This window comes from Runella sp. (assembly GCF_965279615.1).
Taxonomy (GTDB): domain Bacteria; phylum Bacteroidota; class Bacteroidia; order Cytophagales; family Spirosomataceae; genus Runella.
Map to the genome: position 1 here is coordinate 3,967,381 of NZ_OZ257252.1, position 15,833 is coordinate 3,983,213.

At 45.0% G+C, this 15,833-nt stretch carries 10 protein-coding genes and 1 tRNA gene; 6 read left to right on the forward strand and 5 right to left on the reverse strand.

The window, feature by feature from the left end; translation table 11 throughout:
• Positions 1–145 precede the first annotated feature (145 nt).
• The 5 genes from ACQY73_RS16890 (at position 146) to ACQY73_RS16910 (ending at position 6,900) form a co-directional block, all read left to right on the forward strand.
• Complete coding sequence (locus ACQY73_RS16890) at positions 146–1,594, forward strand: GntP family permease (protein ID WP_428668194.1); 1,449 nt, start codon at positions 146–148, stop codon at positions 1,592–1,594.
• A 67-nt stretch (positions 1,595–1,661) separates the two neighbouring features.
• Positions 1,662–3,215 (forward strand): galactarate dehydratase, encoded by a 1,554-nt coding sequence (gene garD / locus ACQY73_RS16895; protein ID WP_428668196.1) that lies wholly within the window; start codon positions 1,662–1,664, stop codon positions 3,213–3,215.
• A 173-nt stretch (positions 3,216–3,388) separates the two neighbouring features.
• Complete coding sequence (locus ACQY73_RS16900) at positions 3,389–4,249, forward strand: 2-hydroxy-3-oxopropionate reductase (RefSeq protein WP_428668198.1); 861 nt, start codon at positions 3,389–3,391, stop codon at positions 4,247–4,249.
• 63 nt (positions 4,250–4,312) lie between these two features.
• Positions 4,313–5,428, forward strand: a complete 1,116-nt coding sequence (locus tag ACQY73_RS16905) for a mannonate dehydratase (protein WP_428668200.1) — start codon at positions 4,313–4,315, stop codon at positions 5,426–5,428.
• A 167-nt stretch (positions 5,429–5,595) separates the two neighbouring features.
• Positions 5,596–6,900 (forward strand): enolase C-terminal domain-like protein, encoded by a 1,305-nt coding sequence (locus tag ACQY73_RS16910; protein WP_428668202.1) that lies wholly within the window; start codon positions 5,596–5,598, stop codon positions 6,898–6,900.
• A gap of 435 nt (positions 6,901–7,335) precedes the next feature.
• Here ACQY73_RS16910 and ACQY73_RS16915 read toward each other — a convergent pair.
• Positions 7,336–7,408: transfer RNA gene (locus ACQY73_RS16915), tRNA-Thr, on the reverse strand.
• Between the two features lie 127 nt (positions 7,409–7,535).
• Here ACQY73_RS16915 and ACQY73_RS16920 point away from each other — a divergent pair.
• Positions 7,536–8,471 carry a carbohydrate kinase family protein gene (locus tag ACQY73_RS16920; RefSeq protein ID WP_428668204.1) on the forward strand — a complete coding sequence of 312 codons (936 nt, stop codon included), beginning with the start codon at positions 7,536–7,538 and terminating at the stop codon, positions 8,469–8,471.
• 5 nt (positions 8,472–8,476) lie between these two features.
• On the opposite strand, the gene ACQY73_RS16925 is transcribed toward ACQY73_RS16920, so the two are convergent.
• From ACQY73_RS16925 to ACQY73_RS16940, 4 genes are all read right to left on the reverse strand, one after another.
• Positions 8,477–9,787 (reverse strand): hypothetical protein, encoded by a 1,311-nt coding sequence (locus tag ACQY73_RS16925; RefSeq protein ID WP_428668206.1) that lies wholly within the window; start codon positions 9,785–9,787, stop codon positions 8,477–8,479.
• 80 nt (positions 9,788–9,867) lie between these two features.
• Positions 9,868–10,545, reverse strand: a complete 678-nt coding sequence (locus ACQY73_RS16930) for a hypothetical protein (protein ID WP_428668208.1) — start codon at positions 10,543–10,545, stop codon at positions 9,868–9,870.
• 85 nt (positions 10,546–10,630) lie between these two features.
• Entirely contained in the window at positions 10,631–12,358 is a 1,728-nt protein-coding gene (locus ACQY73_RS16935) for a SusD/RagB family nutrient-binding outer membrane lipoprotein (RefSeq protein WP_428668210.1), read from the reverse strand.
• A gap of 112 nt (positions 12,359–12,470) precedes the next feature.
• Positions 12,471–15,761, reverse strand: coding sequence for a SusC/RagA family TonB-linked outer membrane protein (locus tag ACQY73_RS16940; protein WP_428668212.1), 3,291 nt, complete (start codon positions 15,759–15,761; stop codon positions 12,471–12,473).
• Positions 15,762–15,833 lie beyond the last annotated feature (72 nt).

The following is a 15,833-nucleotide window of genomic DNA, read 5'->3' on the forward strand; positions in this document are numbered from 1 at the left end:
CAAATCCCCAAATCCGTGGTCTGTGTCTCCACAGACCCGTATTTAAAAGGTCTGTGGAGACACAGACCACGGCACAGCATAAGTAACAGCATTCCGACAGTTATTTCCATCATCATTAATACAGCTTTCCTAAACCTTTTTTTGAATGACTGATCCTATATTTATCTTATGTGTCGGAGTTGTAATTGTGGTTGGTGGTATCATTGGCTTGAAGCTGCACCCTTTTTTGGCACTTTTATCAGCCGCTTTGGTCGTGGCCTTACTTACACCTACTGCATCACTTGAACAATTTTATATTTCAAAAGGCAGTTCCGTAGCTGAAGCCGCGAAATTGGCCCATAAAAGCATTGGCGAGCGAATTGCCACAGAATTTGGAAATACCTGCGCCAAAATCGGTATTTTGATCGCTATGGCTGCCATTATCGGCAAATCCATGTTAGACAGTGGCTCGGCCGAAAAGGTGGTAAGAGCGATGCTCAAATTGACAGGCATTAAAAGAGCCCCGATTGGGTTTATCCTCAGCAGCTTTTTTCTTACGATTCCTGTATTTGTTGATACGGTTCTTTTCCTGATGATGCCTTTGGCCAAAGCCATGAGCATTCGATTGGGTAATAAAAACTATCTGATGTTGGTATTAACCGTTATTGCCGGGGCAGTAATGGCCAATTCATTCGTGCCGCCTTCTCCAGGGCCGTTATTTTTAGTGGGTGCGCTCAATGTTCCTATCGGACTAATGATGGTTTGCGGAACGCTGTTAGGTCTTTGTACCATTACAGTAGGTTATTTTTATGCCGTTTGGGCCAACAAAAAGTGGCCAATACCCCTCCGCGATGCACCCGATGCGCGATTGGAAGACATTAAGGCCATTGCCAACAAAGGTGACAAAGAGCTGCCTCCGTTGGGTTTAGCGCTGTTGCCGGCCGTGTTTCCGCTGGTAACTATCTGTATTCGTTCGGCGGTAGAAGCTTTTGCCACGCCCAAAGTGCCTCTGACCGAAAGCCCTTTTTTGAATAAATTGATCGATGTTGTCCTGTTTTTTGGAGATAAAAATATTGCTCTCTTCGCAGGTGCCGTTTTTGCTCTGTTGGTACTTATCAAGCAGAAAAAGACGATGAAGTCGGGTTTAACGGCTTTTGTTCAAACAGCTTTGTTAAGTGGCGGCGGCATCATTTTGATCACGGCCGCAGGGGGTGCCTTTGGCGGAATGCTCCAACAAACAGGCATCAGCAGCCGTATTGCCGATATGACCAAAGATTATCAAATGGCGTTGATTCCCTTGGCTTTTTTCATTACCGCCGTAGTTCGAACAGCCCAAGGCTCGGCAACTGTTGCCTTAATTACGGCTTCGGGAATTTTGGCCGGGATGGCTCAAAATGCCAATTTAGGTTTTAATCCCGTTTATTTGTGTTTGGCTATTGGCGCCGGTGCAAAATTAGTCCCGTGGATGAACGATGCCGGTTTTTGGATCATGTGTAAAACAAGTAATCTTACCGAACGGGAAGCGCTTAAAACCATCGCCCCCATGCAAACCATCATGGGCTTAGCAGGTCTTATTTTAACCATGATTGCGGCGCAGCTTTTTCCAATGATTTAATAAATGAAAACGTCGGCAGGGGCTGTTTACGACCGTTTAAACCCCTGCCGACGTTCAGAAAATATGTATGACAAACATAAGTGAAAATACCATCGTACAAACAAGCCCTTTCGACAATGTGGGCATTGTCTGTAATGCCTTTGGCGTACGAAAAGGAGTGATTGTTTTGGGGGATGTAGTGGTGGGGCAGGATATTCCGATGGGCCATAAAGTTGCTTTAAAGGACATAAAGGAAGGAAAAAGTATTATTCGTTACGGACAAGTCATTGGCTATGCCAATACTGATATTCAAAAAGGGGAATGGGTAGACGAGCGCAAAATGGTATTACCCCAACCTCCTGATTTAGAAACAATTTCGTTGGATACGATTCCGTCAACCAATTCAAATGACGTTCCGATTGAACCATTGAATGGCTATACTTTTGAAGGGTACAGAAATGCCGATGGAAGTGTTGGAACTAAAAATGTGTTGGGAATCACTACCAGTGTGCAATGCGTGGCCGGAATTACCAATTACATTTCCAATAAAATAAAACAGGAATTACTGCCAAAGTATCCCCACGTTGACGATGTTTTTGCGTTCAATCACAGCTACGGTTGCGGTATTGCCATCAATGCGCCGGCGGCTATTATTCCTATCCGGACGATTCAGCATATTGCTCAAAATCCCAATTTTGGCGGCGAGATCATGGTGATTGGGTTAGGTTGTGAAAAACTGCGTCCGGAGCGTTTATTACCCAATGCCGGCAAAAACGAGGACTCTTCCATCCTCTACCTGCAAGACGAAGCCTTTAACGGGTTTGAGGAAATGGTAGACGGAATTATGGACATGGCGGACAGGCATTTGAAGAAATTGAATACCCGAAAACGCGAAACATGTTCGGCGGCTGACTTAGTGGTAGGAATGCAATGCGGCGGCAGCGATGCTTTTTCGGGAATAACGGGAAATCCGGCGGCCGGGTTTGCGGCTGATCTGATTGTCAGGGCGGGCGGAACAGTGATGTTCTCGGAAGTGACCGAAGTTAGGGATGCGGTGCATTTATTAATTCCCAGAGCTGCTTCGCCTGAAGTTGCCCAAAAACTCAAGGATGAAATGCAATGGTATGACGATTACCTTGAAAAAGGACTTGCTGATCGAAGTGCCAATCCTTCTCCGGGAAATAAAAAGGGCGGATTGAGCAATGTCGTTGAAAAAGCGCTGGGTTCCATTGCTAAATCCGGTACAAGCCCTATTGTGGATGTGGTAGCTCCCGGCGACAAAATACGTCGAAAAGGCTTAAATTTTGTAGCCACTCCCGCCAGTGATTTTGTGTGCGGCACGCTGCAATTGGCTGCGGGCATGAATATGCACGTATTTATCACGGGCCGGGGCACGCCTTATGGCTTGTCGATGGTGCCGGTCATTAAGGTAAGTTCCAATTCAAAATTGAGCAATCGTTGGTTTGACTTGATTGATTTTGATGCAGGGCCTATTGCCTTTGGCAACAAAACCATCGAAGAAATGGGTTGGGAACTGTTTCATCTTATTCTGGAAACGGCAAGTGGCACACAAAAAGTAGCCGCTGACCGCTTGGGTATTCACAATGATCTGGTTCTGTTCAATCCGGGACCTTTGACGTAACCCCACCACCCAACCTCCTCCCCTGTAGGGAGGAGGAGTAACTCTCTTTCCCTTAGTGGGATCGCAGCGGGACCGCAAAGGCTGGGGATAAGAAACCTTATAGGTTTTGAAAACCTATAAGGTTTAAGGTAGATTATAGTTATTACAAAACATTTAGATACAAACAGTACACTATGGAAAAAGTAGGATTTATCGGACTGGGAATTATGGGAAAACCTATGGCTTTGAACTTATTGAAAGCCGGCTATTCTGTGTCCATTTTGAGTACAAGCAGCGCCGCTGCCGAATTGGCAGATGCCGGCGCAACTGCGTATTCGACAAGCAAAGAACTGGCAGCGCAAAGCGATGTTATCATTACTATGTTGCCCGATTCGCCCGACGTAGAACAGGTCGTTTCGGGAGTTGACGGCGTTTTGGAAGGAATTCAATCCGGGGCTTTATTTATTGATATGTCGACCATTGCCCCGGCTACTGCTGTGAATATATACAAGTTGATGCAGGACAAAGATGTAGAGGCACTGGATGCTCCCGTTTCCGGTGGGCAAGTTGGCGCTGTAGGTGCTTCTCTGTCCATTATGGTTGGGGGAACAGCAACGGCTTTTGAACGGGCATTACCGCTTTTTCAGGCGATGGGCAAAAACATTGTCCACATTGGCGAACCCGGCGCGGGGCAGACCACAAAAGCGTGTAACCAGATGATTGTCGGTATGACCATTCAAGCGGTTGCGGAAGCTTTTGCGTTAGCCCAAAAAGCAGGTGTGGATTTAGAAAAAATGCGGGAAGTGTTGTTGGGAGGATTTGCCCAAAGCCGCATTCTTGACCTGCATGGCAAACGTATGATCGACCGTAATTTTAATCCCGGTTTCAAGATCAAATTACACAAAAAAGACATGGGAATTGCCCTGCAAACCGGCGAAGCGTTTTCGGTGCCGCTCAAAGGAACGGCGTTGGTAGCGGCGCAAATGGAAGCCGCTGTTGCGCAGGGAAATGGTGAATTGGACCACAGTTCTCTTCTACTGCTTTTGGAAAAATAAAACGATTTTCAATATCATTTAATCTAAACGGTAACCTTTAATCGTGGCTCGCCACTTACTCATATGAAACGTAACAATTTTCTTAAAGTAATTACGGCGGGCTCCGTGGGAGCTGCCGTTTTCGGTCCCGATCATGCCAAGGCCGCCCCAAAACCAACGCCGCCAAAAAAATTACTCATGAAAGTAGGTTGTCAATCGGGGGGTACGAGCGTTGAAAATCTGGAGTTTAAAGCCCGTCACGGCGTATTTAACATCGACGGTGGCTCTCCTGTAACTATTCCGGGCAAGGGCTGGGATCTGGAAGATTCGTTGAAGAAAAAGGAGGCTTGCGAAAAGTACGGTATCAGCTTAGATGCCTACCATTATCCGTTGATTTCGGCGGGGATCGACAAAGTGGCTTATCCCAATATCATGCTTGGCAAAAGCCCCGAACGCGACCGTGAGATCGAAATTCTGCAACAGATGATTCAGGTAGCGGGGAAATCGGGCATTAAAGTATTGAACTATAACACCACAATTTTACCCGTTTTACGAACAGGCAAATACATAGATACTAAGCGTGGCAATGCAGAATACAGCGTGTGGAATTATGAGGAGGCGGTAAAAAGGAATGATCTTAAAACGATAGCCGGCGATGTCTCCGTTGATCAAATATTTGAGCGCATTACGTACCTTCTCGACCGCATTCTGCCCGTTGCCAAAGAATACAAAGTAAAACTGGCCAATCACATTGCCGATCCACCGATTCCCGCTCCTATTCGGGGCGTCATGCGTTGGAACAGCCCTGATGTTTTTAAGGGAATTCAACGTTTTGCAAAACTCTACGACAGCGAATACCACGGATTCAATTTTTGTATCGGGTCGATTGCAGAAGGACTGAAAGACCCAAAAAATGATATTTATCCGATCATCAAATGGGTTGGAGATCGTAATCAGATTTTTAACGTTCATTTGCGCAATATCAAAGGCAGTTTCAATAATTTTCAGGAAGTATATCCTGACAACGGCGAAATGAATTTTGCGCAGGTAATCAGAGCTTTGCGCGACGTAGGTTATTCAGGAATGGTCATGCCCGATCACGTTCCGCATCACCACGACCCGGCCAGCAGTTTACAGGCTTTTTCGTTTTGCTACGGCTATATCAAAGGGCTTCTTCAAACAGTCTCGGAAGAAGTATAAGACTTAATTTAAATTGTTTGATTGAGTTTTTAATGTTACACGGAGAGCCACGGAGTTAATGGTGAGAACCATAGAGAGTGCTTTCTCTGTGGTTCTCCGTGTAAAAACTCTGTTTTCCTCTGTGTAATATAAATCTCTTTCTTCAGTTCTATAAAAAACGCTTTATCATGTTCTATAAACCCGGCCCCCGAATCAAAGAAATTATCATTACTCCCATTGCTGTTGTTGACCCTCCTCTTCTGAATGCGGCCGGCTTGCACGCACCGTATGCACTTCGTACTATTATGGAGGTAATTACCGACGACAATATTTCGGGTATCAGTGAAATTCCGGGAAATATAGACATTGACATCGCTTTGAAAGCTGCCGGCGAGCTGTTGATTGGCAGAGATGTGTTTCAACTGAATGAGATTCGTCAGGTGCTGGAAGAGCGGTTTGGCATGGAAAGTACCGCTGATAGAGGGACAAGGCCGTGGGATCAACGCAAAGTAGTGCATGTTTTCAGTGCCGTAGAAGTAGCGTGTCTGGATATTATCGGTAAAGTTACCGGCAAACCAATTGTGGATTTATTAGGCGGGAAAATGCGCGACCGAGTACCTTTTTCTGCCTATCTTTTTTACAAATACGAAGGTGCGGGTGGAGAATTAGCGTTCGATATTGACCCTGATGCGACCGGTTGGGCCGCCGCCCGTCAGGCAAGTGCTTTGAATCCGGCAGAAGTGGTGGCGCAAGCCCAAGCTATGTGCAAGGCCTTTGGTTTTCAATCCATTAAACTCAAAGGCGGTGTTTTTGAACCTCGTCAGGAAGTAGACGCCATGTTTGCATTATACGAAGCTTTTGGGGCTAATGTACCCTTACGCATAGACCCTAATGCGCTTTGGACCGTAGAAACGTCCATCAAATATGGTAAAGAAATGGAACCGATTCTGGAATACCTGGAAGATCCTACCCGTGGGCAGGAAAACATGGCGATGGTCCGGAAAGCCATTAAAACGCCGCTCGCTACCAATATGTGTACGACATCGTTTGATGATATTCCCGGCAGTATTGCCATTGGTTCAGAAGATATTATTTTGAGCGATCACCACTTTTGGGGAGGGCTCCGTGCCTCCATGAACCTTTCTGCTATCTGCGATACATTCGGTCGCGGTTTGTCCATGCACTCCAACAGCCACTTGGGTATTTCGTTGGCAGCGATGGTGCATTTAGGGGCCGCTTTGCCCAAAATGACGTATGCGTTAGATACGCATTATCCCTGGCAATCGGACGAAATCATCGTGGGCGGACGTCTCAAGTTTGAAGAAGGGTCGGTACTTGTACCACAGGAACCGGGCCTTGGCGTAGAACTTGACCGCGAAGCGTTGGCAAAACTCCATCAAAATTATTTGGCCTGCGGACTGACCAAACGCGACGATGAACCCGAAATGCAAAAAAAAGTACCCGGTTGGAAATTTAAATCCGTACGCTGGTAATACGATGAGTGTATTGTTTTCTTCTAAAGTTTGAGGTACTTTGTAAAAGCAAACGGAAAATTTGAGACACAACACTCAACTTACCTTGGAATGAAGTTAACGTGGACATTTTATCCAAAATACCAGGAAAGCATTACCCTCACGGTGGTATATATTCCTGAATTAGATAAGTATCATTTACCAAAGGGTGGGTTTCTGTATGAACCCACTAATACCGCTTATGTAAATTATGATACATACCGTTGTTTTGACAAGGGGGACACAAAAATGAAACAGGACGCTTTTGGTCAACTTATCAGAATCTTGGAACCTATGGTAAGGTTAACTGAAGCCATAATCATAGATTTTAAGTCAACATTACGCTTGCAATAAACGGCAACTATCTTTGATAACAAAGCAGCACTCCGGTAATCGGAGCGCTGCTTTGTTACTTCGAGCCTCCAACAGGACTTGAACCTGCGACCTACGCATTACGAATGCGCCGCTCTACCAACTGAGCTATGGAGGCTTGTTGTACTTCTACAAAGTAAACAAACACTTACCGGTACCGCAAAGTTTCTCGTCAAAATTTGTGCCAAGTTCCTCTTTTGCAAATCTGCAAACCATTCCTAAATTGCACATTCTTTCTACAACCTATGACAAATCGAAAATATGCGTTAGTCTCTGTGGGTGAACTCCTTGCAGATTTAATTGGAACTGAATTTACCCAAAACCTTTCGGATACCGAAATTTTCAAACGTTATCAAGGAGGAAGTCCGGCCAATTTGGCAGCTAATATGGCTCGTTTAGGAAATTCTACGGCATTGGTGGCATGCGTTGGAAATGATAATATTGGTGCCTACCTTGTAGCAAAAGTAGCGGAAACAGGCGTTGATACCAACTATATTGCTCGGGATACATTCGCGCCTACAAGCATTGTATTGGTATCACGTACGAAAGGGACGCCTGATTTTATAGCTTATCGCACAGCCGACCGTATGATTCGGCCGGAATACATTTCGGACGATTTACTTCAAAATGCTTCCTTTTTTCATACTACCTGTTTTGCATTAAGTCAGGAACCGGCTCAAAGTGCCATTGTAGGAGCGGCAGGCCGTGCACAGGCCGCCGGGTGTATTGTGAGTTTAGATGCCAATTATGCCCCTTCTATTTGGCCGGATCGTTTGCAGGCTCAACAGGTTATTAGAAATTATTGCCAAACCGGTGCGTTCATAAAACTTAGCGAAGACGACGCCGAACGTATCTTTGGGCAAATCCTTTCCAATGATGCTGTCATTGCTCAATTCCATGCAATGGGAGCGCAATTGGTTTGTTTGACCTTAGGTGGAAAAGGCAGCATTGTTTCGTCCAATTACGGAAAAGATTACGTGGAAATCGCAGGGCGGTCCATTGAAGTAAAAGATGCAACAGGCGCAGGCGATTCGTATTGGGCAGGCTTTCTGACGGCTTGGCTGGACGGTAGATCTCCCGCCGAATGTGCTCAGGCAGGAGCTAATATCGCAACTTTAAAAATCAGTACGGTAGGACCTCTACCGGCTACAGTTGATCGCGCCATTTTGTATAATTCTTAACATCGCTATTTTTTATCGGAAATTTGCTTCAGGTTCTCATCACCCGGTTGATAAGACACATAATAAATGACCATTTCCATCATTTCCGAAGTGGTATTCCAACCAAAAGTTGTATCACGAGGAGGTTTGAAAGGATTCAACGGGTTTTCTTCGGTATTGTCGTACGAGGCTTCAGCCAATAGTACCGAGCCTTTGGGAATTCGTAATAATGTATCGAATTGATACGTCATTTGCCAGTTGAAATCCCAATTGTCGATCTTGATAAAGGGAACCAGATCCCCCTCCGGTGTAATAGCAAACGCTTTGATTGTTTTGCCCAAAAAGTGCATGTGGGGCAAAATAGATATGGCCGATATGTCCTCTTTCAATGGCCCCAAGCTCATGTAGAAAGTCGGTTTTTCGTTGGCCTTTATCAAAAAAGGCGGGTTGGTAATTTGCTGTTCGTGAAGAATCAACGATTTAACTTCACGCTTTACGGGTTTTTGAGAGAAATAAAGGTTGATCTGTGATTGGTCAGTCTGAACTGTAGCAGAAGGCGAATAATGCAGGTATAAAATTAAATTGGAATTGGCTTTGATTTTCTTGGCCACGCCATCAGGGAATTGTATTCTATCATTGCCCGGCACCCAACCGTACAAAAACTCATCAGCCATTGGAATACGCTGAAATTCGGCCAATTTGGGGTCAGCTCCGTGCATGCCTTCCAGACCCGCCATTCGCCCACTGGTGTCTACCATTACACGGCTATGATGCACTACTTTACGATTGCCCGGCAAAAATTCAATAGCCTCCACCATCACATCCTCTGTAAGTCCCGTGGGTACATGAAAGTACCGAAATTCTTCCACTCCCGTAGCAGGGATCGTAAAAGCATTCTGCATTTTCAGGGTCAGGTCAGGTACTCTTTTGGTTATGCCTTCTATTATACCCAAACCATCAGAAACCTTTTGCTGTGCGCCGGGCCGACTTTTACCTTTTACACTTTCTTCTTTCTTCCCTTCCATGCTTCCGTGCGCTACCCATTGCTGAATGAGTTCAATTTCTTCGTCTTTTAAACCTCGTTCATTGGCATAATGCTGAAAATTTCTATCCGCAGGAAAAGGAGGCATGTACTTGATTTGAGTCACTTTAGCCACAAACTTTGACCGTTTGGATACGTCTTCATAGGTAAGTAAATTAAAAGGCCCCACTCCGCCGGGGCGATGGCAAACAACACAATTTTTAGCAATAATGGGCTGAATATGTTCATAGTAAGTCGGCTTGGTTTGACCCAAAACCGATGAACTTATCCCCAGCAAAAACAGTATTTTTTTCATTTTTCTCAGTTACACCTGCCACTAAGCAAAAATAGCAGACTCCGAGGAATCTGCTATTTTCAGTAAGGTAAAATCAAAGACTATTTTACGATGAAGCTCAAACGACAGTTTGCATTTGCCTGTGATACGGGCGTAGGATCCAAACAGATACTGTCTTCATTCCATGTCTTAAATACAAGACCGGTTGAAGTTGTCAACTCCCAGGTAACCAAGAAAGAGTCCGCACTGGCGCCGGTTTTTGCACCCTGTAAACGTGCTCCTGCCGGACGGGGACGTGCCGGATTTTCAAACACTTTTACCGCGTTCACTTTGTCGTATTTCACTGTAGCATCTTTGTACAGGTTGTAGATTTCTGCAGGCGTAATACTGAAAGAATTCCATTGACGGTTAGCCGCAGGAGCATCAATTGTTTTAACCACTTTTCCGCCACTACCCAATGAGATTGTCTTAGGGTTGCCATCGGGATCAGTGTATGACTCAATCATATCTACTTTGATAACAATTTTACTGACCGTCAATTTATTATCCAACGATACCCAACGAATTTTAAAATCAATTTTAGCAGCATCCTGCCCGGTAAGCGGAAAAGTTTTGGCATTAGCCGCAATGTTGGCTTTTCCGGCTTCAGCCACGCCATCAAATACTCCCCAACCATGTACGCCCGGTTCATAAGGTTTATTAGGATTGAGAGATTCATCCCGGCACCCTACCAAAAGGAAAATCGCTAATGACAATGAATATACAAGTATTTTTTTCATCGGTTGTATTTCTTTAAGTTTGGTAAATGGGTGAATTATAAATCTGAAAATCTTTTATAATTCACCACTCACAATTCATCTTTAATTAAAATTCCCACTTCACTTTTACCTTATCCCAGAAAATCGGATCGCGATCGAAAATTACATCAGAGATGTATTTAGACGCATTGGTTGGGTTTAATGCTCCTTCCGACTGTGGATACGGCAGACGCAACGCGTACTGACGGGGAGGCTTAGAAATAGGCGTCATAATTCCTACCGAGAACTGTTTAAACTGACTTTGGATCGGGAAGCCGGTACGACGTTGGAAATTCCAAAGATCCATTCCCTGTCCCCAAGAGCAGAACCAAATTTGTTTTGCTACTACGTTAAGTTTAGCGGAGTTTGAGGCAGCAGCATCATAGAGTCCTAACCATGCCTTGATATACGCATCAACTTCTGCAGTAGCGGGAGTTTTAGCCCGCGTTGGGTCTGATTTCAAGCCCTGTGCCACTACTACTGCGATCTGCTCACGCATGGCTGCTTCAAACAATGCTTTCGCATCACCTGTTACACCTGTATTATCCAAAATCGCTTCTATCTGATAGTATTTCGTGTTCCAGCTATGGATGATCGGCCATTGACCATCACCACCCGTATTAAGCGCTGCCTGTCCTGTAAGACCTACTGCGGCAACTGTACGGTCAGAATAAACTCCTCCCGCAGGATAAGCACCCGGTGTAGCACGCAATGTTCCGTCAGCAGCAGCACCTGACACATCCCCACGATCACGGCCGAAGAAACCTGCGATATAAGCGAGATCAGCCGCAGGAATATCTCCCGTAATGCTGAATGCTTTTTTATATTCTTCCAAAAATGAAGCACGGAGTGGTAGATAGGACCCTCCAAAAGGCGTAGTACCACGATCGGTTGGGTTGTTTTGATCCAAGATACGGCTTGTTTGGCGATAGAAATAGAACGGCAAACGAGGATCTTTATTAAGGAGCATTTCTCCCATCAGTTGGTGGTTGATATAGCTTGGATCACCAAGACCTGCATACGTATTATACCAAGGGTGAGTGTTTCTTTCAGGAGCCACTTGTTTCGAGTACAAATATGACCAGTTTTGAGCCGCAGTTGTAATATATCCACCTGCTTCAAAAGCTGCCTTTAATTCGGCATTTCCGTTGGCGCGTCCTTTACGTGAGGTCAGCAACAAACGAAGTTTTACCGTTTTTGCCAGACGCGTCCAAGTTGCAGCACTACCATTACCAAAATAATCGTTTGCTACTGCAACCGCTTGAGGTTTTGCCAATTCAACAACGGCTTGGTCACACAATTTGAGCAAGTCTTCATAGATTTCTGAATCTTTGTCAAACTTAGGCGTTTTATTAGGTTCAGCAGCGTTACCTTTCCAGGCTTCACTATAAGGAATATCACCAAACATATCTACCATGTGACCTACCGAAAATGCTTTCAAGGTCAGGGCAATTCCGCGATAAACCGGGTTTTTACCGTCAGTAGTAGCCTTCAACATCTCTTCGATGGTCTGAAGCTCACGGAAACGGTTATTCCAGGTTCCCTGATAAGAAGTATTACTTAGGTTATAGGAGTCAGAGGTGGTACTTAGACCCACAAAACCCATGGCATCGCTGTTAACCGCAATGTGAGCATTGAGAGCCGCATTTTCCGCCACCGGTAACAAGAGCGCTAACGAACCCGTTGCAGGGCGGTTAGGGTCTGTATTGATATCCAATTCCGTCAAAGAACAAGAACTTGCTACTGCAATAAGTCCTCCTAATGACAAGGTTTTAAATATGTTTTTATAATTCATCAGTTTGAATCTTTTGAGTGAATGATTTTTAGTTTTGAGTAACCGGTATTGAGTATTTCGTTTTCCTGATCTCGTCTCGTTCACTACTCTTTTAGCGTATACTCTGCACTAATTAAAATGTTGCGGTTATGTTAAGACCAAAACGACGCGTTGAAGGTGATGCTCCTAAGTCAAATCCCTGAATGTTTGAATCTGAGAAGTTTGACAATACTTCAGGGTCAAAATTCAAGCCCGGCAACATGTTGGGAGCATAGAACCATAAGTTACGTCCTGAAGCCGAAACCCGGAATCCGCCGAACACTTTCGCGTATTTTTTTAAGAACGTCTTAGGTACTTCATAACCCAGGGAAACTTCGCGCAAACGTATTACTGTAGCATCGTAGATGTTTACTTCATCAGCTCCGTAAGCACCGTAACCATCAGTGAAGTGATACTGGAACGCTGACATAGCGATCGTGTTTTTGATTGGCTTACCATCGTCACCCAAGAGTGGCTTGTAGGTTGCAGGATCTCCCAATACACCGGGAATTACGCGCATACCTTCACGATCTTCTGAAGCTTTCAACTGACCGCGCAACAACAATGAGGCAGCAGTTGATGAAAACAAACTTCCACCTGCTTTGTAATCTACCAATACGCTCAAATTGAACCCTTTAAACGAAACAGTGTTGGTCCACCCCAAAGTATATTTGGTGTTGGGATCTCCGATCACGGTCGCACTTGCCGCACGAATAGGTAATCCTGTGTTAGGGTTGATCAACAGGTTGCCGCTTTCATCACGTGCGTTAACCGAACCATAGATCTGTCCGTAAGGCAAACCGTTACGGAAAATAGTACCCAAGGTAGAAAGACCTGTACCACCAATGAAGATTTCACCACCGGGGCCTGCATCTTCCACTTTTGAACGAATACGAGTATACGCAACGAACGATGTCCATGTAAAGCCATTACGCAGTTTAACCGGTACAAGCGTTAAACCTAATTCCCATCCTTTGTTTGAAATTTTACCGGCGTTGGTAATTTCAGTACTGAAACCGGTAGTACTTGGCAACTGGCGCGTTACGATCAAGTCAGTAGATACTCGCGAAAAATGCGCTAAATCAACACCAATACGATTATTCAGGAATTGAAGCTCCGCTCCCAACTCTACCTCTGAGGTAAACTCAGGCTTGAGCGCTGCGTTGTTCAACTGGCTTGGTAACGAAGCGGTCGATATAGCAGTACCGTTATAGTAAGTACGGCTAAGGTTGTAAGCGGTATTTACCTGATAAGGGTCTGCATCTTTACCTACTTTAGCGTAGTTAGCTCTGATTTTACCGAAGTTGATGATATTTTTAGGCAAATTAAGGACATCCGTGAAAATGAAGGAAGCCGATATCGCCGGATACAGGTAGCTGTTGTTAGCTGCCGGTAAAGTAGAAGAGTGGTCCTGACGAGCAGATGCTGTCAAAAACAGATAATTACCATAGCCCAATGTTAATTCACTGAATATACCATACAGACGGCGCTTGCGTGAATATTCATACGCTGTTTGAGTCAAAGTAGCACCCGTAGTTAATACATTTGCATCAATGACAGGAGAACCGGAAACGCCCGACTCGCTGTATGAACGCTCGTTAGGGTTAAAACCAACCAATAATTTAGCGTTGAATTTCTCCGTAAAATCATGTTGAGCCGTTGCCAGGAAGGTAAAGTCAACCTCTGTATTGGTCAAATCCTGACGTGAAACCGAACCAAGCGGCTGATAAGTACCGCCGGGACGTAATTGGTTACGACGAATTTCCGAATAAGTGTTCAAACCACCGCGTGCAGTCAGGTTCAACCAAGGAGTGACATCATAACTCAACGCCATGTTTCCGTATACACGATTTACGCTTGAGTTATACAAGTTGTACTTAGCAGTCCAAAGTGGGTTATCAAGTGCACGGAAGAAAACGTTAGAACCATCAACAGGGTTTTCAAAAGGATAACCGTTCAGGTCATAGTTACGTGGCATATAAAACAAACGTCCATAAATAGAACCTGCTGAAGCAAGACCGCCGTAGTCAGCATAATAACCTGCACCCGATTGCGGGCTTGTTTGGTTGGTACGCGTATAAGCTACACTACCACTCACGTTCAGGCCGTTAACCAACGTTGCATTTCCACCAAAGCTAAGCGTAGTACGCTCTGTCGATGAATTAGGAATGATCCCTTCGTTCTTGGTACGCGACATTGAAGCGTTCAATGACGTTTTATCACCTGTAGAGTTGATTTGAACTCCGTTCTCAATTACTTTTCCCTGACGGAAGAAGCCTCCTACAATATCATACGCCTGCAATGGAACCCCAATACCACGGCCATTGGCCTGCAATAACTCAGGGAAGGCACTTTTGTAGCGTGCAGCACCATAAGCTACCGTTTGATCCACCAATGGGTGAGGGATCATACCGGCAGGATAATCCGGGTCAATTATTTTAGAATAACGCTCAAAACCCAATGCAGCATTGATACGATCTACTTCACTCGGCATTGCAGTTCCCCAGTTACCGATGAATCCACCGTTGTACGTTTGGTTAGAACCTTGTGAGTAGCTGTTTTGATAATCAGGTAATGAAGATACTTTTTCAACTGAATAAGAAGAGTTATAAGTTACTTCCAAGCCTTTACGAGCAGATTTGCTCCCTGCTTTGGTCGTAATTACGATAACCCCGTTGGCCGCACGTGAACCATAAAGAGCCGATGCCGCTGCCCCTTTCAAAACGGTCATTGATTCAATGTTGTTAGGATCAATGTCATACGCACGGTTTGAAGTAACGGTATTTTGGTTATAACCCTGCGTGTTGTTTACTCCGTTATCAAAAGGAATACCGTCCACTACGAAAAGCGGTTGGTTGTTACCGGTAAAAGAGTTATTACCACGAATCGTGATACGCGTACCTGCACCGGGGGCACCGTTACCTGCTGTAATGTTTACACCCGGTACTTTACCGCTCAATGCACGCAATGGATCCGGCTCCGAACGTTGTTGAAGGTCAGAACCTTTCACGTTCGAAACGGCAAATGCCAACGCTTTTTTGTCGCGTTGAATCCCTACTGCTGTTACTACAACTTCCGATAATTGTTTGGTATCAGCCGCCAAAACAATGTTTATAGACGAACGATTGCCAATACTGATTTCTTGAGAGACCGTTCCTACAAAACTGAATACCAGCGTACCACCTGATGGAGCGTCAATAGAATAGCTTCCTGTGCCATCAGTATTCACACCTTTAGATGTTCCTTTCACCACGACCGATACGCCCGGCAAGGCGGTTCCATCCTCTGCCGAGGTCACTTTCCCTGTGATCTTACGGTCTTGAGCCACACCGGTAGCCCAAACCATGCACACGAGAAGAAAATTGATACATAAAAATTTCCTCATAAGGGTAATTTAGTTTGGTTAAGATAAAGTGATAAGTGTATTAAAAAAATCGCGAAAGCGCTGAAAGTGAGG